Source organism: Cupriavidus metallidurans CH34 (assembly GCF_000196015.1).
In the GTDB taxonomy this organism is placed as follows: Bacteria; Pseudomonadota; Gammaproteobacteria; order Burkholderiales; family Burkholderiaceae; genus Cupriavidus; species Cupriavidus metallidurans.
In genome coordinates this window covers 1190612-1210185 of sequence record NC_007973.1, presented here as the reverse complement: position 1 = coordinate 1210185, position 19574 = coordinate 1190612, and the positions used below count along the sequence as shown (strand labels likewise).

General features: G+C 61.8%; 17 protein-coding genes. 4 read left to right on the top strand and 13 right to left on the bottom strand.

What is annotated here, in order from left to right:
• Nucleotides 1-27 precede the first annotated feature (27 nt).
• On the top strand, nt 28-1221 hold the full coding sequence (locus RMET_RS05585; RefSeq protein WP_011515897.1) for a type III PLP-dependent enzyme: 1194 nt from the start codon (nt 28-30) through the stop codon (nt 1219-1221).
• Nucleotides 1222-1375: 154 nt separating this feature from the next.
• The gene (locus tag RMET_RS05580) at nt 1376-1744 is read left to right on the top strand and encodes a SpoIIAA family protein (protein ID WP_011515896.1); all 369 of its coding nucleotides are present in this window, start codon (nt 1376-1378) and stop codon (nt 1742-1744) included.
• A gap of 58 nt (nt 1745-1802) precedes the next feature.
• Here RMET_RS05580 and RMET_RS05575 read toward each other — a convergent pair whose 3' ends face one another.
• The 4 genes from RMET_RS05575 to RMET_RS05560 form a co-directional block, all read right to left on the bottom strand.
• Nucleotides 1803-4019 carry a TonB-dependent receptor gene (locus tag RMET_RS05575; protein WP_231138491.1) on the bottom strand — a complete coding sequence of 739 codons (2217 nt, stop codon included), beginning with the start codon at nt 4017-4019 and terminating at the stop codon, nt 1803-1805.
• A gap of 105 nt (nt 4020-4124) precedes the next feature.
• Entirely contained in the window at nt 4125-4487 is a 363-nt protein-coding gene (locus RMET_RS05570) for a DUF3325 domain-containing protein (RefSeq protein WP_011515894.1), read from the bottom strand.
• Nucleotides 4484-6112, bottom strand: a complete 1629-nt coding sequence (locus RMET_RS05565; protein WP_011515893.1) for a PepSY-associated TM helix domain-containing protein — start codon at nt 6110-6112, stop codon at nt 4484-4486. Before RMET_RS05565 ends, RMET_RS05570 begins: the two co-directional genes overlap by 4 nt.
• Complete coding sequence (locus tag RMET_RS05560; RefSeq protein ID WP_029309981.1) at nt 6112-6411, bottom strand: DUF3649 domain-containing protein; 300 nt, start codon at nt 6409-6411, stop codon at nt 6112-6114. Before RMET_RS05560 ends, RMET_RS05565 begins: the two co-directional genes overlap by 1 nt.
• Before the next feature lie 358 nt (nt 6412-6769).
• On the opposite strand from RMET_RS05560, the gene RMET_RS05555 reads away from it, so the two are divergent.
• Nucleotides 6770-8956, top strand: a complete 2187-nt coding sequence (locus RMET_RS05555; RefSeq protein ID WP_011515891.1) for a TonB-dependent siderophore receptor — start codon at nt 6770-6772, stop codon at nt 8954-8956.
• A gap of 65 nt (nt 8957-9021) precedes the next feature.
• Here RMET_RS05555 and RMET_RS05550 read toward each other — a convergent pair whose 3' ends face one another.
• From RMET_RS05550 to zigA, 6 genes are read right to left on the bottom strand one after another with little or no spacing between them, the layout of a single operon-like run.
• The gene (locus tag RMET_RS05550; RefSeq protein WP_011515890.1) at nt 9022-10419 is read right to left on the bottom strand and encodes a dihydroorotase; all 1398 of its coding nucleotides are present in this window, start codon (nt 10417-10419) and stop codon (nt 9022-9024) included.
• 57 nt (nt 10420-10476) lie between these two features.
• Nucleotides 10477-11037: a gamma carbonic anhydrase family protein gene (locus tag RMET_RS05545; RefSeq protein ID WP_011515889.1), complete on the bottom strand. Its 561-nt coding sequence runs from the start codon at nt 11035-11037 to the stop codon at nt 10477-10479.
• A gap of 19 nt (nt 11038-11056) precedes the next feature.
• On the bottom strand, nt 11057-11620 hold the full coding sequence (locus RMET_RS05540; protein WP_029309979.1) for a 6-pyruvoyl trahydropterin synthase family protein: 564 nt from the start codon (nt 11618-11620) through the stop codon (nt 11057-11059).
• A 27-nt stretch (nt 11621-11647) separates the two neighbouring features.
• Nucleotides 11648-13066 carry a cysteine--tRNA ligase gene (cysS, locus tag RMET_RS05535; RefSeq protein WP_011515887.1) on the bottom strand — a complete coding sequence of 473 codons (1419 nt, stop codon included), beginning with the start codon at nt 13064-13066 and terminating at the stop codon, nt 11648-11650.
• Nucleotides 13063-13992, bottom strand: a complete 930-nt coding sequence (folE2, locus tag RMET_RS05530; protein WP_029309978.1) for a GTP cyclohydrolase FolE2 — start codon at nt 13990-13992, stop codon at nt 13063-13065. Before folE2 ends, cysS begins: the two co-directional genes overlap by 4 nt.
• A gap of 60 nt (nt 13993-14052) precedes the next feature.
• Nucleotides 14053-15246 (bottom strand): zinc metallochaperone GTPase ZigA, encoded by a 1194-nt coding sequence (gene zigA / locus RMET_RS05525; RefSeq protein WP_011515885.1) that lies wholly within the window; start codon nt 15244-15246, stop codon nt 14053-14055.
• Nucleotides 15247-15589: 343 nt separating this feature from the next.
• Here zigA and RMET_RS05520 point away from each other — a divergent pair, with 343 nt between their 5' ends.
• The gene (locus tag RMET_RS05520) at nt 15590-15886 is read left to right on the top strand and encodes a hypothetical protein (protein ID WP_011515884.1); all 297 of its coding nucleotides are present in this window, start codon (nt 15590-15592) and stop codon (nt 15884-15886) included.
• A 30-nt stretch (nt 15887-15916) separates the two neighbouring features.
• Here RMET_RS05520 and RMET_RS05515 read toward each other — a convergent pair whose 3' ends face one another.
• The 3 genes from RMET_RS05515 to RMET_RS05505 all read right to left on the bottom strand — a co-directional run bounded on the left by RMET_RS05515 (nt 15917) and on the right by RMET_RS05505 (nt 19543).
• Nucleotides 15917-17068, bottom strand: a complete 1152-nt coding sequence (locus tag RMET_RS05515; RefSeq protein ID WP_011515883.1) for a BamA/TamA family outer membrane protein — start codon at nt 17066-17068, stop codon at nt 15917-15919.
• A 255-nt stretch (nt 17069-17323) separates the two neighbouring features.
• On the bottom strand, nt 17324-18484 hold the full coding sequence (locus tag RMET_RS05510; RefSeq protein ID WP_011515882.1) for a BamA/TamA family outer membrane protein: 1161 nt from the start codon (nt 18482-18484) through the stop codon (nt 17324-17326).
• Between the two features lie 9 nt (nt 18485-18493).
• Entirely contained in the window at nt 18494-19543 is a 1050-nt protein-coding gene (locus RMET_RS05505; RefSeq protein ID WP_011515881.1) for a hypothetical protein, read from the bottom strand.
• Nucleotides 19544-19574 lie beyond the last annotated feature (31 nt).

Sequence of the window (19574 nt, the reverse complement as noted above, 5' to 3'; positions counted from 1 at the left end):
CATAAGCTGCCTCGAACAGGAACAACCATGGATCTGACACACGTTACCCGCTACATCGCCGGGCGGGATACTCGCGAGCCGGTCTGCGCCTATCTCTACGATCTCGACGATCTGCGCCTGCGCACGACACGCTTGCGGGCGGCGCTGCCGGAGCAATGCGCACTGTATTACGCCGTGAAGGCCAACAGCGACGCGCCCGTCCTTCGGGCCTTGCTCGGTGTGGCCGATGGTTTCGAAGTGGCCTCGTTCGGCGAGATCGAGCGCGTCCGCGGCGTCGATGCCGAAGTACCCATCGCATTCGGCGGCCCGGGCAAGACCGATGCCGAGCTCGAAGGCGCGCTGCGTCTTGGCGTCGGCCTGATTCACGTGGAAAGCACGCTGCAGCTAAGTCGGCTGGATGCCGTAGCACGACGGCAAGGCCGCTGCGCCGATGTGCTGCTTCGCGCGAACCCCGCCTACGGTCTGCCCGGCGCCACGCTCCAGATGGGCGGCGGCGCCACGCAGTTCGGCATCGACGAGGCCCTGCTACCCGATGTGCTGGCGCAGTCCCGCACGATGCCCAATGTGCGCGTGGTTGGCCTGCATGTGCACGCCGGGTCCAACAGTCTCGATGCCGACACCCATCTGGCCCTGATCGACCGCCATATCGCGCTGGCCAAGCGCCTGCGCGACCTGCACGGCCTGACACTCGAATGGCTGAACGTCGGTGGTGGCATCGGCATCGACTATCAGAATCCGGAGCGCCACTTCGACTGGGACCGTTTTTGCCATGGACTGGCTGCCCTGCTGCGGGAGACAGCGCCGAGTACGCGCATCGTCTTCGAGTGCGGCCGCTTTATCAGCGCGGGCTGTGGCTGCTATGTTGCCGAGGTCATCGACCTGAAGCGGAATCACGACAAATGGTTCGCGGTGCTGCGCGGTGGCACGCACCACTTCCGGCTGCCCGTGTCATGGCAGCACAACCATCCGTTCCAGGTGCTGCCGAATGACCACTGGGACTATCCGTTTCCGAGGCCCGTGGTAGAGCGGCAGCCAGTGACGCTGTGTGGCGAACTCTGTACGCCGAAGGATGTGCTGGCGCGCGAGGTGCCAGTGGATCGGCTGCGTGTCGGAGATCGCATCGCTTTCACCATGGCTGGCGCGTACGGCTGGCATATCTCGCACCACGACTTCCTGAGCCATCCGCACCCCGAGCGCGTCTTCATCGGCGGTCAACCTTGATCCTACCGGGACGATTCGCAAGGAATGCTTGCCCCGGGGGCTAGCCCGATATACGGTGAAACCGGACGGTCCGGTGGTGTGTCGTGCTCACCGGCCGGTCCGGTAACGATCGGGAGCGCGTGCCACGGCGCGCCGTTCCGCAAGGAGAACAACCATGATGGAAATTCTGGACGGCTTTCCCGCAAACGTCGTCGCGGTGCACGGCAACGGCAAGCTGACGCGGGATGACTACGAGAAGGTGCTGATTCCCGCCATCGATGCCGTGCTGACCGGCCGCGAGAAGGTGCGCCTCTACTACGAGCTGGGGCCCGACTTCACGATAACGAGTATGGAGCCCGGCGCCCTGTGGGACGATTTCAAGCTCGGCGTGTCGCACTACCTGAAATGGGAGTCCGTTGTGGTGGTCACGGACCATGACTGGGTCCGGCACTCGATCAATGTGTTCCGGTTCCTGGTGCCCGGGCAAATCCGCACGTTCCCAATGAGCCAGTCCCGCGAAGCCCGCGAGTGGATCGTGGGGTAGATGCCCGGGCCGTTGTCATGCCGGGTGGCCCATCGCCGCCCGGCATGACGAGGCACGCTTAGTAGTCCACGGTCATGGACAGCTTGAACGTGCGAGGTTGGCCAACCACCAGATAGCCGCCATACGACGAGGCCCAGTAATCCTTGTCCGCAAGGTTTTCCACCGACGCACGCATCGTGTAGCGCATCTGCGCGGCCTTGAACATGTATCGCGCGCCCAGATCGAAACGGTTCCAGGACGGCAGGCTGATCGTGTTGGTCGCATTGGCTTGCTGGCTGCCGGTCTGGATGTATCGACCCGAGACGGTCAGCCCCGGCACGAAAGGCAGGTCGTATTCGGCACTCGCCGTCAGCGTGTAGTTCGGCACGCCGATCGCTTCCTTGCCCTCGGTCGCGGCATTGCCGGTGTTCGACATCTTCGTATCGATATAGCCAACGCCGCCCAGCAGCCGGAGCCCGCGCACCGGCTCGCCAAACACGCTCCACTCGACGCCACGGTTGCGCTGCTCGCCGGCCACCGAGAATATGTTCCCTTGCGTAATGCCGTTGGGCTGCTTGATCTGGAAGAACGCAAGCGTTGTGCCGTACTTGCCCGCATCGTATTTGACGCCGGCCTCATCCTGCTTCGACTTGATCGGCGGGAATACGTCGTTTCGGTTTGTCGCGCTCGACGGCGGCGTCGGCCCGGCGGCCAGTCCCTCGATGTGGTTGTAGTACACCGACAGGTTCTGGAGCGGCTTGATCACGATGCCGAACATGGGCGACGTTGCCGAGTCGCCATATGGGGTGACCGCGTTGGTGTTGTAGGCGTAACCACGCGTGTTGATTACTTGATGCCTGACGCCTGCTGTAAGCAGCACGCGGTCGTCCAGCAACGACATCGTGTCAGCCACCGACACGCCGTTCAGGTTCGTACGGCCCGTCACCTGTGGATCGGTCATGCTGCTGCCCGAATATGCCGTGGCTGGACGCGCAACGACAGGGGCATCGTAAAGGTTGGTCGCGTACGTGCGGGACATCTCGTAGGCCGATCGTTTTTCCTGCTCCAATCCCGACCACCCCAGATTCACGCTGTGCTTGACGGGACCCGTCACGAAGCGACCCCGAATCCCGACCTCTCCGGTGGTTGTGTCCTGCTTGAACGGCACGCTGAGCCGCTGCGAGGTGCCGAAACCGTCGTTGCCGACGGTGGCACCGCCGTAGTTGCCAATCTCGTTGCTGTGATGCATGCCGAAGGCCGCATACGCCGTCCAGTCCTTCGCAAAGTCGTACTCGGCGCGAATCGTCCCCCACGTATCCTCGAGCATCGAGTTCGTCCAGGGTTGCGCGAAATTCGAACTCGCCGACGGCACGGGCGGCAGGGCCGTCGTTCCCGAAGCCAGCTGGATTGTGCTTCTTCCCTGATTCACCGTCTGCTTCTGATAGCCAAAATCGGCATTGACGCGAAACGCCTCGCCCTGGTAATCGAGTCCGAGCGTCAGCAGGCGCTGCTGGCGGCTCTCGGCGTCGACCGGGGTATCGCCCCCACGCGCCATCGCGTTGATCCGCGCCCCAAACTCCTTGGCGCTGCCAAAGCGGCGGCCGACATCGACTGCGCCACCCACTTGGGCATCACTGGTGTAGTCGATCGTTGCCTGCGTGATCGGCGCCACCGTGGCGTACTTCGGGACGAGGTTGATACCCCCGCCAATGCCGGTACCGGTTGGCGATACGCCGTTGAGGAACGCGCTGGCGCCCCGGAACGTTTCCACCCGATCGACCGCTTCCGCCGCCACGAGCTGACGCGGCGCGATGCCGAACAAGCCGTTCCAGCCCAGGTCGTCGCCTGTCAGCTGGAAACCGCGCACCATGTACGTCTCGGAGAAGTTGCCGAAGCCGTAGCTGGTGCGGATGAACGGATCGTCAGCCAGCACGCCGGCAATACTTCGTGCCTGCTGATTCTGGATGGCCTGCGACGTGTACGTCGTCATGCTGAACGGCACATCCATGAAGTCCTGATTGCCAAGCACGCCAAGCCGGCTACCGCGCGCGACCTGCCCGCCCGCATAGGGCGGCGGCAATTGATCGGGAGTTGCGTCGCCGTGCACGGTCACGGTGGGCAACGTCGCCGCGGCTTGCGGCACACCCGACGATTGGGAGGGGTGCGCATCTTCCTGTGCCAGCGCCACGGACGGCAGTACGCCGGCTGCCGCCAGCGCCACAACCAGATGGCGCAGGTAAATCGGGGATGGCCGCAAGGCACGCGGTTGAACACTACGCTCTACAGCAAAAGACAAGATAAGACTCCAAAAGGAAATAACCCCCTTGCACCACGGCCCGATCCAAAAGCCGTAGGGGCAAGGCATAACCCGTGTCCGCGAATGTTTTTTTCAACCCGTTCGCTACTGAAAGCAGATCAATGCGAGGGCGGTGGTAACGCCAATGCCAATCGCCACGCGTGCAAGACGTGGCGTGGCACGAGGCGCCCAGGTAAATGCGCCGATCGCAGTCAGCGCACCGATTGTCAGAAGTCCAGTCCAGTAGATGACGCCGAAAGCCCAGCCCTCGGCAAACACACATGCGGCCAGCGCCGCCAGTAGCGCCAGCGTGCCGAGCACGCGCAGCCGTACGACACGCGCGGGGGATGGCGCGCTGCCGCGCCCGAACATGTCGGCGTGATGGCGCTCGATGGCCTGGGCTAGCCAGGTAAAGCCGCCCACGGCAAAGGCAAGGCCGGCGACACTCGCGGTTGGCTCGAGGCTCATGGCGACACCTCCGCCGCGCGGTGCCTGACTGCAGGAGCTGCGCGTTTTTCGGGGCCCCGCTTGCCAAGCATCCATGCGGCGGCACCGATACCAATGCCGATGGCAAGCACGGTCAGATCGAAACCGGCGACGGCAATCGGGCCGTGGCGCAGCGTCACCCCGAGGTGCGAGGTAGTGGTGATGGCGTTGAGCACCGGGAGTCCCGCGAACAAACCCGCGCCGGTCCACAGCAGCACGCGCCACATCTCCCGCGTGGGTTTCCATTGCGCCAGCAGCGCCGCCACCGCCCAGGCGCTGAAGAAGGCCCGGATCTCCATGCCGGAGCGCTGGGCCATGTCGGCCGGAAGCAGCCGGTTCGCCCAGAAGTAGGCAGCGAAGGCAATCGGCAAACCAGCGATGACACCGAGGTTGAGCGCCTCGACGAGCCGCAGCCCAGACGGCACGCGCCCGATGGCGGCGATACGCTTTGCATGACTCTGGCGCGTCTTGACCGCCCACAGCAATGCGCCAGTGGCCACCATCAGCGCGCCGGCCAGCCCGGAGACAAAAAACAGCGCGCGCAGTAACGGCGGTGCGAAATGCGCCACGTGCAAGCCGACCATCGTGCTGCGTGTGGCGCTGGCCGCGGCCACGCTCTCGCCAAGCGCGGCCTGAACGACACCAGTGGCGCCCGAGAACACCATGACCGGCAGCGTGGTGCCGATATCGCGGCTCTCCGCACGCGTCAGGGAGACGGTGGCATTGGCATTGCTGGGCTGCTCCACCGCTATCCGCTGCGGCGGCGTGCCGTGCCAGCGCGCCATGGCCTGCTCCACCATCGGCGCGATCGGCGCCAGCACCGCTGCTTCGTTCGCCGCCTTGACGCGCGGCGCGCGAGCCGCGAGTTCGGCCGTGAACGCCTTCTCGTCGCCCTTGTAGACAGCCTGGATGCCCCACGGCATGTACATGAACAGGAGAGTCACCAGGCCCGTATAGGTGATCATCAGATGGAATGGCAGCGCCAGTACCGCCATGGCGTTGTGCGCGTCGAGCCAGGAGCGCGGGCCCTTGCGCGGACGGAACGTGAAGAAGTCCGTGAAGATGCGCCGATGTGTGATCACGCCGCTGATGATCGCCACGAGCATGAACATCGCGCAGATGCCCACGATCCAGCGTGCCTGGACCGCAGGTATGTAGTGCAGATCGAAATGAAGCCGATAGAGAAATTCGCCACCACGCGTATCGCGGGCGCCGGGAATTGGCATACCAGTGCGGGCATCAAGCGTGCGTGATTCGAGGCGCGCGCGATTGCCCTTGCCGGCATCGGCCGGACCGGGCTTGCGCAGCCAGAATACGGAGATCGCGGGACGCCGGGCATCCGGCAGATTGATGAACCAGCGCTCGGCGCCAGGCGCCTCGCGTTGCAGGTATGCGTAGGCACGCTGCGCGACGTCAGCGGCGGATACGTCTCCCTCCCACGACGCGTGCAGCTCCGGCTTCATCCATAGCGAGATCTCGTCCTTGACGTAGCTTGCCGTGCCGCCGCAGAACACCAGGAAAAGGACCCAGCACACCAACAGCCCCGACCACGTATGCAGCCAGGCCATCGACTGCCTCAACCCCTGCCCCTTCTTCAGTTCAGCCATCACGCACCGCGCAGGATCAACCACCCGGCGGCCATCAACACGCCAGGCACACACAACCCGACCCAGGCGCGCCACGCGGTACTGGCCGCGAACACCCAGATCACGGCCAACGCAAACCAGAGGAACGACATCAACGTCGCCGTCATCACGGCTTCCGCCCGGGCGACATCGGTCCACCGCACCAGTGCCAGCGACAGGCAGCCAGTACAAAGGGCAGCCACCGCATAGCCACCAACAACGGCGGCAATCACCCGCGAGCCGATTGCCATGCGATATCCGACCGACACACGCTGCTTCATGATTCGACGACTTCCGTTCAGGCCCAACAAACACAAACGCATATGATAATGGTTTGCATTACGGATTTGAGTCGGGAACGATGAACGAGGGTTGTACGTTGGGTAAGACATTGGCAGACATGTTGCTTTCTCGACGAATCGGCACCGCGCACACAGCACAAAGATAACCAAAGATCACTTATATAGTGGATCGGACGCCACCTGCTGGAAACGACCTGAACATCGTCCCCCGTTTGACCTTCATCCAAACATTGTTATAAATACTAATCATTTGCATTCGCATTAGTATTTCGGTCGAATTCAGCCACGTCCAGGTGCTGAGCCACGCACCAGAACAACAGCAATCCAGGAAGTCCGTATGTCCATGCTTGATTCATCCAACAGGCACGCCAGCTTGCGTGCGCGCAATTCGACGCGCTCGGCACGCCCGCTGCCGATCCTGTCGCCGGTAGCCATTGCCGTGCTGGGCTTCAGCCTTTCGCAGCCAGCGCAGGCACAGTCGCAGGACACAGCCGACGCGACCATGCTGCCGGCTGCTACCGTGGTGGCGGACCGCTCGGGGGAGGCCGTCAAGGTGGAACGGGTCAATGGCGGCGCGCTGGGCGACCGCAAGCCCGTGGATACCCCCTTCTCCGTGGTGGCCGTATCGGGCGACGAGATCCAGCAACGCCTGGCGCAGACGGCCAACGACGTGTTCAAGTACGACCCGGCCGTGTCGGTGCTGGGCGATAACGCGCGGACCGAGAACTCCTACTTCGCTGTGCGCGGCATGCGCGTGGACATGCTCAATGGCACCAAGGTGGATGGGCAGAACTTCGTCACGTGGGATGCCGACATTCCGCTCGAGCCATTCGAACAGGTGGAACTGCTCAAGGGGCTGTCAGGCTTCATGTACGGCTTCGGCTCGCCCGGCGGCATCATCAACTATGTGGTGAAACGTCCGACGGACAAGCCGTTGCGGGAAGTCACGGTCGGCTACCAGGCCAACAGCGTCTGGAGCGAGAAAGTCGACCTCGGCGGCCGCTTCGGCGTGGATGATCGCTTCGGCTATCGGATCAATGCGGTCAACGAGGATGGCAACACCAACGAGCCGAACGTGCATGTGCGGCGCCAGGCCTTCTCGCTGGCCACGGATTTCCGCATCACCCCGGACCTCACATGGAATGCCGACGTCATGTACTGGAAGCGCAAGTCGCAGGGCACGATCTTCGGCCTGTCGTTCGCGTCGGACCTGTCCATCCCGCCCGCCAGCAGCGTGGCCCGGAATCTGGCACAGCCGTGGTCGTCGCACGAGACCGACACGCTTACCGTAGGCACCGGCGTGGACTACCGTATCAACGATGCCTGGCAGGCCAGCTTCAAGTATCGATTCGCACGCCAGAACCGGCTTAACGCCGACAGCTTCCTGTACGTCACCAATAGTGCCGGGGATTTCTCCGACACCAACTACCGCTGGAAAACCGCCTACTACTACCAGGCGTACGACGCAATGGTGCAGGGCAAGTTCGAGACGGGTGCGATCAAGCACGATATCGTTGCCGGCATCGGCTACCTGTCGCAGGTGCGCGAACTCGACAACGGTCTTGGCGGCAATGGCATACCCATGGGCACCAGCAATCTGTATAACCCGGTGCCGCTGCCCGAGCAGCCGGACGTGGGCAAGGACTACATCCCGTACCGCGACTACAGGATTCAGCAGAAGTCGGTCTACCTGAGCGACACGATCCAGTTCACGCCACGTTTTTCGGTACTGGCCGGCGTTCGCTACAACGACTTCACGCAGGACAACTACGATCCGTCGCAAGTCAAAACCTCGCACTACAGCGCCAATCCGTTCACCCCAACCGTTGCGCTGATGTACAAGACCGACGACTTCTCCACGGCCTATTTCAGCTACGTGGAGTCGCTGGAGCAAGGAGGCTCGGCGGGCGTCACCAATGTCAACGCCGGGCAGACCTTTGGTCCGCTCAAGAGCCGGCAATACGAACTGGGATTCAAGACCGACCGCGACAAGTGGGGCGCCAATGTCGCGCTGTTCCGCGTCGAAAAGGGCTACGAGTACACCAACTCGGCCAACTACTTCGTGCAGGACGGCAGCCAGCGTTTCACCGGTCTGGACACAAGCGGCTGGTTGCGCGTAGCACGCGATGTACGGCTGATGGGCGGTGTGCTTTGGCTCGACACGAAGACCTCTGGCGTCGACGATCCCCAGGTCAATGGCAAGCGCGTGTTTGCCACGCCGAGCTACATCGTGACGGGCCGCATCGAGTACGACACCCCGTTCGCCCCCGGCCTGACGCTGTGGACCGGCGCCAAGGTAACCGGCGATATGTATGTCAACTCGGCCAACACACAGCACATACCGTCATACACCACCGCCGATGTCGGCGCGCGCTACACCACGCGCATGGCTGGCAAGACGCTGACAGTGCGCGCTGTGGTCAACAATGTGTTTGGACGGCGGTACTGGACGACCACGTACGATGGCTTTGTCCTGCCAGCGTCAACACGCACGTTCCTGGCGAACGCGTCGCTGCAGTTCTGACGACCACGCGCACCATCAGCATTCATTGGCTGCCCCGACCTGGCCCGGCCCCCTGCCGCCTGATTTCAGACTCCGGCTGGCACTCGAGGTGGCGCTTCGAGGAAGCGCAACGGTCGCCCCAGAGGGGTCGTCCCGACGAGCGCTTCGTCCCGCACGACGATGTGGCCACGCACCACGGTATGGATCGGCCAGCCCGTAACGCCGATGCCGTCATAGGGTGTCCACCCACTGACACTCGCGATCCAGTCGTTGCGAATGGTCCGGCGAGCCGCCAGATCGACCAGCGTCAAGTCGGCGTCGTAGCCAAGCGCGATACGGCCTTTCCCTTCGACACCGAAGATCCGGGCCGGTCCGGCGCTTGTCAGGTCGACGAATCGCTGAAGACTCAATTGGCCACGATGCACATGGTCGAGCATCACCGGCACCAGTGTCTGCACACCGGTCATGCCGCTGGGCGAAGCTGGATATGGACGACTCTTTTCCTTAGGCGTGTGAGGCGCATGGTCACTACCGATGACATCGCCGACGCCCTCGCGAATCGCCTGCCATAGTGCGTTCCGGTGGCAACGTTCACGGACTGGTGGATTCATTTGAGCCAGCGTCCCCAGTCGCTCGTAGCATTCTGGCGCCTCCAGGGTCAGGTGGTGCGGCGTCACTTCAACTGTCACGCGATCCTTCCGATCCGCCAGGAAGGCAATCTCTTCGGCAGTCGAAACATGCAGGATATGAAGGCGCCGGCCAGTATCCCCAGCAAGCTTCACGATGCGCTGCGTGGCCAGCAATGCGCTGCGGGCGTCTCGCCAGACCGGGTGCTGGCGCACGTCGCCGCTCGACTCAGCGATGATCCTGCGTTCGCGCAGCCGGGCCTCATCCTCAGCATGCACGGCCATCCTGCGGCGACCGTGCGCCAGGATCCGGCATAGCACCTCGTCGTCATCCGCCAGCAGGTCGCCGAACGAGCTGCCCATGAAGATCTTCACGCCAGCACAGCCAGGCAGACTCTCCAGGTACTCCAGGTGCTCGGCATTCACCGACGACCCGCCGATGTAGAACGCGTGGTCGCACCACGCACGGCCTTGTGCCGCATCAAGCTTGGCCCGGAGATCCTCCGCACGCAATGTGAGCGGTTGCGTGTTCGGCATCTCGAATACCGCCGTGACGCCGCCCAGCGCCGCACCGCGCGTGCCCGCCTCCAACGTTTCCTTGTGCGTCAAACCGGGCTCGCGGAAATGCACCTGACTATCGATAACCCCCGGCAGTACGTGCAGACCCTTCGCGTCGAGCGTGGCATCGGCCGTCCACGAGCACTGGAGGTCTCCAAGCGCCACGATGCGACCGGCCGCACATGCGACATCGGCGCGCTCGACACCGTTGGGGGTGACGAGGGCCCCGCCGATCACCAGCAAGTCCGCATGGCGGCGTGCCGATGGCAGCCCAACGCCGGGGACTGTTCCATCCGTCACGCTGTGTCCTCCACGATTGCGCGTGGCAGCGTGGAGCGTGGGAGCAACTGACATGTTTCAGAACTCGTTCTGGATGGCTTTGTATCCGCGCACCAACGCGTTGTTGGTCAGCGCGACATCTTCGGAAAACTCGCTGGCGTCGACGGACACCTTGGGGAGTGTGGCAAGGTCGGTGGACCGTCCAATGCGCATCGTCGACGGAACATGGAAGCCGGCCGGCAGGTGGCAGCCATCGACCACGGCGTTGAAGCGCACCACGCAGCCGTCTTCCACAACGCAGTCGAACAGCACACTGTTGAACCCGATAAACACCCCATTGCCGACCCGGCACGGACCGTGGACGATGGCACGATGCGCGATCGAGGTACGTTCCCCGATCGATACACGCGCGCCAGACTTGGAATGGATGACGACACCGTCCTGGATGTTGGAATGCGCGCCAATCAGGATCGGCTCAAGCTGGCCGGTGGCATCTACCTCGTCGGCACGAATCACCGCGTAGGGACCGATAAATACGTTCTCGGCAACAACGACCTTGCCGCACAGGACGGCCGTCGGGTCAACGAAGGCGCTCGGATGAATCTGCGGCAGATCGCCGCTCGGATTCTTTCTGATCATGTTGCGGATTCCTGGCGTGCTAATCCGCACGCGCGCGTTTTAACCGTTCGAACAACGCCGGGTCGCTCCATTGCGCCGTGATGGCTGGGGCGAAGACGATGGATTCAAGATCGATGCGTCCCATGCGGGGATTCTCGGCATCCTCACGGAAACACTGCGCATAGCCGGTCTCCGTTTCATGGACGATGACGGAGTGCAATCGCACGTCACCCTCGCCATTGCGCAAGGCGGTTGTGGCTAGCACCGCATCCACCAGCAAGAAGAACAACCTTGAAAATTGTTCGGCGCTTGGCGACACCGGTATCAACACCCAACGCTCTGAATGCTGGCGCATGGCCGCCAGATACGCTGGGTCGTCGCCGGTCCATAGCGTGACCGCATGGTCGAAGGCGTCGATCAACGTAAACGCGCCGCCTTTGAGCAGGCCGAAGTCATAGACCATCTGTCCATGGTCGAGTGAGTGTGCCTCCAGCAGTAATTCGATCTTGTACGAGTGCCCGTGGATGGAGTGCGAGCAGCGCCTCGTGCTGCATCCGCGCACGATATGGGCGTTCTCGAAGCGGAAGAGCTTGCGAATCAGCATGGCTTCGTCACATGACACCCGCCGCCCTTATGCTGGAGTTCCATCGACAAGGGTCCAGGTACTCCCATTGGGCGTGTCGTGAACCAGGACACCGGCCGCGCCAAGTTCCTCACGCAGTGCGTCTGCCCGTGCGAAGTCGCGGCGCTTGCGGGCCTGCTCGCGCTCCGCGACCAGATGGTCGATCCGTGCCGCGTCCGCAGTAGTGGCGATTCCATGGGTGACTGCTGCCCCGGCCAGTCCCCGGAGCGCGGAGTTTGGATCCTGCTGGAACAATCCGAGCAACCGTCCCGACGCCATCATCCGTGCCTTGGCCACGGATCGGCTGGCATCAGCACCTGCCTTTTCCAACTCGGCGAGCAACACGTGGAGTCGCGCCAGCGCACCCGGAATGTTCAGATCATTGTTGAGAGCCGCGATTACCTCCTCGTCGGGCTCTTCGCCGGGCGAGATCTCGATGTGTTCGGCCATCTTCAGCCCCCGGTAGAAGCGCAACAGCGTCTGGCGCGCCGTCAACAGACGCTGCGCGTTCCAGTCGAGAGGATGCCGGTAATGCGCCGAAAGCAGCGCCAGTCGTATCGCTTCCCCCGGCGCCTGACCCAGCAGATCGCGCAGCAGCAGAACGTTGCCGAGCGACTTGGACATCTTCTGACCGTCCACGGTAACGAAGCTGTTGTGAACCCAGGTGCGGCAGTACAACTCGCCATTCGCGCAAGTGCCCTGGGCAATCTCATTCTCGTGATGCGGGAATATCAGATCCTGACCACCCCCGTGGATGTCGATCGTGCTTCCCAGGTGTTGCCCGATCATGGCTGAGCATTCGATATGCCAACCTGGTCGCCCGCGTCCCCACGGACTCGGCCAGCCCGGAACCTCGGCAGTGGACGGCTTCCAGAGGACAAAGTCCAGCGGATCGCGCTTGTACGGTGCGACGTCGACACGCACGCCGGCAAGCATGTCCTCAGGTCGGCGACCCGAAAGTTGGCCATACGCGGGAAAGGACGGCACGTGAAACAGGACATGATCCTGTTCGACATAGGCATTCCCATTTGCGATCAGCCGCTGTATCAACGCAATGATCGCGGGGATGTGCTCGGTGACGCGCGGCTCCAGGTCAGGAATCAACACGCCCAGCGCGCGCATGTCTTCGTGGTAGGCATCGATATAGCGCGCTGTAATGGTGCCGATAGGTACGCCCTCCGCCGCCGCGCTCGCGTTGATCTTGTCATCCACATCGGTGAAGTTGCGGGCGTAGACCACTTCTGCGTATTGCTCGCGCAGTAGCCGCGCCAGCACGTCGAAGACAACGGCCGGCCTGGCATTGCCGATATGCGCGAAGTTGTAGACCGTTGGCCCGCAGACATACATCGTGACGCGGCCCGGCTGCCCGGTCCGCAAGGGCTCCTTCTTGCGGGTCAGCGAGTTGTAGAGGCTGAGCGCGGAAGTCATGCGGCCACCTCCCGTGAATGCTTCATCTGCAACGGCGCCGCCCAAGCCACCGCATCATGAGGATGGAGACTCTCAAGGTGCCGAACGTGAACTCTGGGATTCGCGAAACGTCCGTCCAACGCAACCTGAATGCGGCGCGCCGCGTCTTCAACGAACATGAGATTCTGGCCATTCAGCGCAGCGAATGCCTGCTCATCGGCGCGCTTGACGGCAGTCTGTACTGGCGTGCCCAGCGCGCGCTCGATGTGGTCGACCAGGTCGAGAAGCCCCAGGTTCGGCAAATCGACGGCAATGTCCACGGTGATCGACGCCTCACTGCGCTGGCTGTGCGGCGTCGCCAGCGTGCCGTGTTGCCGCAACCAGGCCGAGACTCTGGCGACGTCGACTCGACGCTCATGCGCGAACGCCTTCGCAAACCCTTGCTCTACCAGTTGCCGGGTCAACGCCGCGGAGCACGGGCAAGTCGACGAGTAGCCTGCCGTGATCCGAGCCGTCAGCGCAAAGACATTGCCGACCAGCGATGCGTCCAACCGCACCGGATACGACTTCCATCCTGCAATGCCTTCCGTGACCAATGCGGGGCGACGGACTAGCAGATCAAAACGCAGGCGTAGCCGCGCGCTGCCTGTCTCGCAATCGCGATGACTGTCCACCATCGCTTCAAGCAACTGCCGTATGCGGATGGGCGAAAGCCCCTCGCCGTCGTCCAGCGCATCAAGCAGCGCGTACAGGCGAGACATATGGATCCCCTTGACCCTGGGCGCGGGCAGGTCGACATGAATGTCCGCGCGGGCATGCAACTGACGCCGATAGCCAGGCTCGACAAGCCTGATTGGCAGGTCAATGCCCTGCATGCCGACCCACTCGAGCGGGGTGAAGGTCGGGGAGGCTTCGGTCAGGGAAACGTCGGGAAGGGCTGCGCTCATGCTTTCGTTCGGATTGGGAAGGCATCCCCAATGTCCTGGGCGCATGGGGAGCCCAAAGTGTCAGGGCCAGTCAGGAAAGGGGTTGTGCCAGGTGGTCCACACATCGGGACCCTGCGCCATCTCGTCGTCCGTCAACAGGCAGGCGTCCAGACATCTGCGAAGCTCGAATTCGTCCATGTCGACACCAATCAGCACGATTTCCTGACGCGCATCGCCGACGCTGTCGTCCCATTTGGCGCGAATCAAGGCAACGGACTCCGGGTCGTCCGGCCAGCGCTCGGGCGGCACCGCGGCCCACCAGTAACCGGCCGGGCCGTGCCTGGCAACGGCGCCAGCCTGTGACCAGGTTCCAGCGAGCGTCGGATGGCTTGCCAGCCAGAAGAACCCCTTTGATCGCACCACACCCGGCCATTCGGCCGCGACAAACGCGTGGAAGCGTTGAGGATGAAATGGTCGACGGGCGCCGTAGACGAAGCTGCGAATGCCGTATTCCTCGGTCTCAGGCACGTGCTGGCCGCGCATTTCCTGTAACCAGCCGGGCGCTTTCGATGCTTCCTCGAAATCGAACAAGCCCGTGCCGAGCACCCGCTCGAGTGGCACCCGGCCAAACTCGGCGATCTCGATGCGTGCCCTGGGGTTGAGGGCGCGCAGAATGGCCAGGAGGCGCTCGCGGTCCGCGTCGGCGATCAGATCGACCTTGTTCAAGACCAGCACATCGCAGAATTCGACCTGATCGATCAGGAGGTCCACGACGGTACGCGCGTCCTCCTCGCCCAGTGACTCGCCGCGCGATTGCAGACTGTCGCGCGAGCCGTAGTCCCGGAGGAAATTGAAGGCGTCGACCACTGTGACCATGGTGTCCAGATGGGCCACCTCATTGAGACTGCGGCCATCTTCGCCTTCGAACGTAAAGGTCTCCGCCACCGGCAGGGGCTCCGAGATCCCGGTTGATTCGATAACCAGTTGGTCGAATCGCCCTTCCCTGGCCAGCCGTTCGACTTCCAGCAGCAGATCTTCGCGCAGCGTGCAGCAGATGCACCCGTTGCTCATCTCCACCAATGTCTCTTCCGTCCGCGAAAGATTGGCGCCGCCATCCCGGACAAGCCCCGCATCAATGTTGACGTCGGACATGTCGTTGACGATCACCGCGACGCGACGACCCTCACGGTTATGGAGGATGTGATTAAGCAAGGTGGTCTTGCCCGCGCCGAGGAAGCCCGAGAGCACGGTGACAGGAAGCTTGGCTGGAAGCATGGGGATTTGGTTTGCCCGCAAGGCATCCTGCCAAGTGCGGGCGATCGGTTAATGCAACATTGTTGCAAACAGATCTTAAATGCAACCTTGTTGCATTTCAAGCCAAATCTTCAAAGTCCCCAAAGGGACGAGCGTGGCAACACCAACAGCGCCGTCGAAGTCAGAGCCAGCTTGTAGCGATCGAAATCGACATGCGGGCCCCACTGCCTCCGTCTATCTGCGTCGCCTGAATGCAACTTGGGTTGATGTCCCGTACTGCCAGGCGATCTGCCACAGCACCATGACATGAAATGCGAAGACCGAGGCATCAGATGTCAACTGCATGGGGAAAAAGGGCTGCAGCATGGATCCTCCCGTCATCGATCCCGTATCCGAAGTGGGTAACTCCATTCTTCAGCGCAGAATCATTGGCCTGATGGCAGCGGGCCATCGCCTGATTACCGTTCGATCACCGATTACCCGGCATGTTGTGCATGTTGCGGTGATGACCCCAGAGAACGCCTCCATCATCGATCGCATTCCACTCTGGCGAGCCAAGCGGCTCATCCACGCAGGCGCGATCGTTCCCGACACCGGCAACCTTGATTCGGCAAATGAGTTGCTGCTGTCGAGAACTGCAAATCGAGATCGATTTGGCTAGTTCACGTGCTGCCTGGCCCCATGGTCACTCTCAATGCCAGGCAGTCCCCACCTGGACATATATGGCGTTCTGATCCTTGCTATGCGCCACATCGAGGCCCATAGCAAGTCCAAGCCTTCTGGCTATCAGGTATCGGAAGCCCATTCCTACACTGACCACGTTTTCCGCGTCCGAGAACGATTGCCGGCCGTAAGCCTTGCCGAGTCCCGAAAACCCAAGGACAGACCAACGCGGCTTGATATCCCAACGCAACTCGACCTCCGTGGCAATGGCATTGCGGTCCTGGTAACGCGCCTTCTTTACGCCACGAAGGTCAATATAGGGCTGAACGAAGAACGGTACGTCTCCTGTCGAGAAACGCGTGTCCGCTCTCAGTCCCAGGACAAATGACTTGCCAAGAGGTAGCCAGGTGTAGCCGCGCGCCGCATACATGTTGTAGTTCTGCGTGCTACCTATACCGTCGCGAGCGAATTGGGTTTCGATTTCGGCAAAGCTGCCGCGGTTAGGGAAGAAAATGTTGTCCCGAGAATCGTAGTCGATCACAAGGCTCGCCGCACTGATACGCTGATCCCGACCTTGACCGGTCACGTCAGACGGGTTTTGTCCGAACTTGAATATCGCGTTGGCATCGAAAAAGATATAGCGTGGTCCAGCGAACCATCGGCTGTTTCCAATGCGGACCAGTAGCTGCTGGAAGAGTCCGACCCCATCCAGTTCATACGCACGCGCCTGATTTGCCACGCCAAAGTAATCCAGATTCGCATCGACTTTGGCGACGCCACCAAGATAGCGGTATCTGTCGTTGTCCCAGCTATGGAAGTGCCCGACGACGCCTGCCCACGTACCGTTTTCGGTGTAAGCACCACCGAGCACCGTGATGTTCGGCGGCACCCGCTCCTGCCCAAGCTCTTTCGCTCGTGCCTCGCTTTCCGCGATGGACTCGGAGAAAAACAGGAGCCCGATACCGACACCGTATCCGACCGCCGGCTCGGTAATCACAAACGGGACGGGCAACGCACCCTTGTGTTCGAGCAGATAGTTGCTGAGATCAAACGCCCCGTCTTCCGGGTCGCGAAAGCTCGGCGAGCTCGATTGCGCACTCGCACAAATCGGGATGAACGGGAGCAGCAGGGATATGGCTGCCAGCAGTAAGGAACTTCGCCTGAAAGCGATACCTCTCATACGCCCACCCAGATCCGTAGTTTGCTTCAATTTTCGCGTGTCCTCAACATAGAAATCCGATCAATTCCTTTCGTCTATTGGACCAAGGACCATTGCCGGCCGCGTGCGTCCAACCTGTATGTGCGTCAATGGCTCGCGTCGGGATGGAGGGCCCATCTCAAGTGCTGAAGCGGCCATCGGCAAGGCGCAGCCTGGCGGGACAATGCCACGCGCGAGAAGTACGGCTGAAGCATGGTCGGCGCTAGCGCGACAACATCAAAACGCTTCGTTGATCTGAAAATAGACGCCCTTCGTGTTGCGGCCAACACCTGCGTCAAAGCGAACGTTCACGCGCGGCTTGAATTCGAAACGGTATCCGACACCAGCATTCGGCAGCCAGTGCGCGGAAGTGAGCGCGCCCGGATTGGGAGCCACGGCCCCTGTACCGACCCAGAACACCATGCCCTGCCGCCCAACGATGTGCCATCTGTACTCCGCCTGAACGCCTGCCATGACCTTGTCCCGAAATTGGCCAAGAAAGTAGCCGCGCATGCGCTTGTTGTTACCGAGCGTCGCCATCATGTCCCACGGCACATCCCCAAAATTGAAGTTCCCGTAGAGATCGAACGCCAGCACATCGCGCTCGCGCATCCGGAAATACTTGTTGGCGGTGATCTCGAGATTCTCCATGTCCGTATCGCTGCCCAGTGCACGCCGATACACCGTGGCATTGGCCAGCAGCGACTCGCCACGGTAGGGATTCGGGATAAAGTCGCGGGTGTCATAGGAGAAGTGCGCGCTGATCCCGGAACTCAACACGCGCGGACCGTGTGGATCTGTCGCCAGCGCGCTTTCCGCGCCACGTTCGAGTTTGGTGGCGTTGTCGTACTGCAGGCTATATCCAGCCCCTATATAGACGTTCGGCGCGACCCGGAACAGGATCTTCGGCTGTAGCGCCACGGTTTGGCGCGTATAAGCTTCCTTGTTGGCGCTGTCGATGGCGTTGCTGTAGCCGATACCCCAATATGCCGTCGGCATATTGATAAGGTCCGCTTCAATCGTGACGCGGTAACTGTCGTCCGCAAAGAAGGTATTGTTTTCGACCGATACGCCGTAAGCCCCCTTGACCGTGCCGAAGCCGCGGATCGACAGCGTGGAGAGCTGTGTCTCGGCCTCCGCACTCTTGGGCTTGTAGAGTCCGATCGCTGCGGCCCCTATTCCGAACCCCATCTCCGGGTTATAGAACGGCCCGGGCAGGACGCCCCAGTCGATGCCCTTGCTTACGTCCACCTCCTTGGACGCGCCGAGCTTGTTGAGAAGCCTGTCAATCCACCCTTGCTTCTCACTGTCGTCTGGTTGATTGACCTCGGCCGAGATGGCCGTAGCGCACCACAGGCCGATCACGAGTATGCAGATGGTCTGTGGATGCGAGCGCATGAAGTCTTTCTAGAAGCGGAAGAAGCCGGTCGCAATAATATTGTTCCGGTTGTATCCGTAACCGAACTCCATGATGAACCCCAGACTGCGGTTGACTGCCCAGCTCACGCCTGCCGATCCACTCCATGCCCCGACCACACTCTGATTGATTTCGTAGTTCAAGCGCGCTGTCTGGCCGCCAGCATCTTGGATCGGGACGTCAAAATGGCCGGTGATCTTGGCATGAGTCCTGAAATAGGTCACACCGACAAATGGCGTCAACAGACCGAGGCCCGGACCAAGGCGAAAATTCCAGCCGATGCGTGGGCCGATGTTGATGGACTGCACAGGCGTCTCTGACATCGTAATGTCCGAAACGGTATAGGTTACGGGCAAGGAGAAAAAAAGCTGCTTGTACGTGCCAACCAGCGTAAAGCCACCACCGAAGGTGTGGCCGCTATAGTTCGCGAATTGCGTGGGCAGCTTGATGGGGTTGGAACACTCCGGACGGGGCCGACTGCCGCCGCAGCCGATATTGATGCCGAAGAACTGCTGCAAGTCCGTTTTGGACGAGAACGAAATATCGATCGCCCCATTCCCCTCGATCGTGCCGATCATCCCATAGACGTTCAAGAACGGAAATATCCACGCCCCGAGCTGGAACTGGTTTGAGACGTTATGAAGTTTGGATTGCTGAAACTGGACGAAATCCGCTGCGCGTAGAGGATTGCTCCCTGCGGAAACCGCGAGGTCGCTAAGCTGATATCGCTGGTATCCGTTGTAATAGGAATAGCCGATGTTGTATGGATTCGGAAGGTTGTAGCCTTTATCGATCACGCGCTGCGCAAAGAACGGTAGTGCTCTGTCCCACTCCTTCGGTGCTTCTGGTGCGGGCTCCGCCGTACCTACCGGTCCCACGATGCCCCGATAGGGTCCAGACTCCGTGTCGGGGCTGGCCGTAGCCGCTCCGGCACCGCCATCGCTGCCGGCGGTCCAGGCGTGCGCCGCGAATGCACTAGCGGCAAACGCCAAGAAGACAAGGTAGCGTGGGAGCACTCCGCGCAATACTGATCTGCCCATGTGACATTTCCGTCCGGTCGCCAACTCCGCG

Coding starts and splice junctions, on each gene's coding strand:
- RMET_RS05585 (WP_011515897.1), top strand. CDS start 28: ATGGATCTGACACACGTTACCCGCTACATCGCCGGGCGGGATACTCGC.
- RMET_RS05580 (WP_011515896.1), top strand. CDS start 1,376: ATGATGGAAATTCTGGACGGCTTTCCCGCAAACGTCGTCGCGGTGCAC.
- RMET_RS05570 (WP_011515894.1), bottom strand. CDS start 4,487: ATGAGCCTCGAGCCAACCGCGAGTGTCGCCGGCCTTGCCTTTGCCGTG.
- RMET_RS05565 (WP_011515893.1), bottom strand. CDS start 6,112: ATGGCTGAACTGAAGAAGGGGCAGGGGTTGAGGCAGTCGATGGCCTGG.
- RMET_RS05560 (WP_029309981.1), bottom strand. CDS start 6,411: ATGAAGCAGCGTGTGTCGGTCGGATATCGCATGGCAATCGGCTCGCGG.
- RMET_RS05555 (WP_011515891.1), top strand. CDS start 6,770: ATGTCCATGCTTGATTCATCCAACAGGCACGCCAGCTTGCGTGCGCGC.
- RMET_RS05545 (WP_011515889.1), bottom strand. CDS start 11,037: ATGATCAGAAAGAATCCGAGCGGCGATCTGCCGCAGATTCATCCGAGC.
- RMET_RS05540 (WP_029309979.1), bottom strand. CDS start 11,620: ATGCTGATTCGCAAGCTCTTCCGCTTCGAGAACGCCCATATCGTGCGC.
- cysS (WP_011515887.1), bottom strand. CDS start 13,066: ATGACTTCCGCGCTCAGCCTCTACAACTCGCTGACCCGCAAGAAGGAG.
- folE2 (WP_029309978.1), bottom strand. CDS start 13,992: ATGAGCGCAGCCCTTCCCGACGTTTCCCTGACCGAAGCCTCCCCGACC.
- zigA (WP_011515885.1), bottom strand. CDS start 15,246: ATGCTTCCAGCCAAGCTTCCTGTCACCGTGCTCTCGGGCTTCCTCGGC.
- RMET_RS05520 (WP_011515884.1), top strand. CDS start 15,590: ATGGATCCTCCCGTCATCGATCCCGTATCCGAAGTGGGTAACTCCATT.
- RMET_RS05515 (WP_011515883.1), bottom strand. CDS start 17,068: ATGAGAGGTATCGCTTTCAGGCGAAGTTCCTTACTGCTGGCAGCCATA.
- RMET_RS05510 (WP_011515882.1), bottom strand. CDS start 18,484: ATGCGCTCGCATCCACAGACCATCTGCATACTCGTGATCGGCCTGTGG.
- RMET_RS05505 (WP_011515881.1), bottom strand. CDS start 19,543: ATGGGCAGATCAGTATTGCGCGGAGTGCTCCCACGCTACCTTGTCTTC.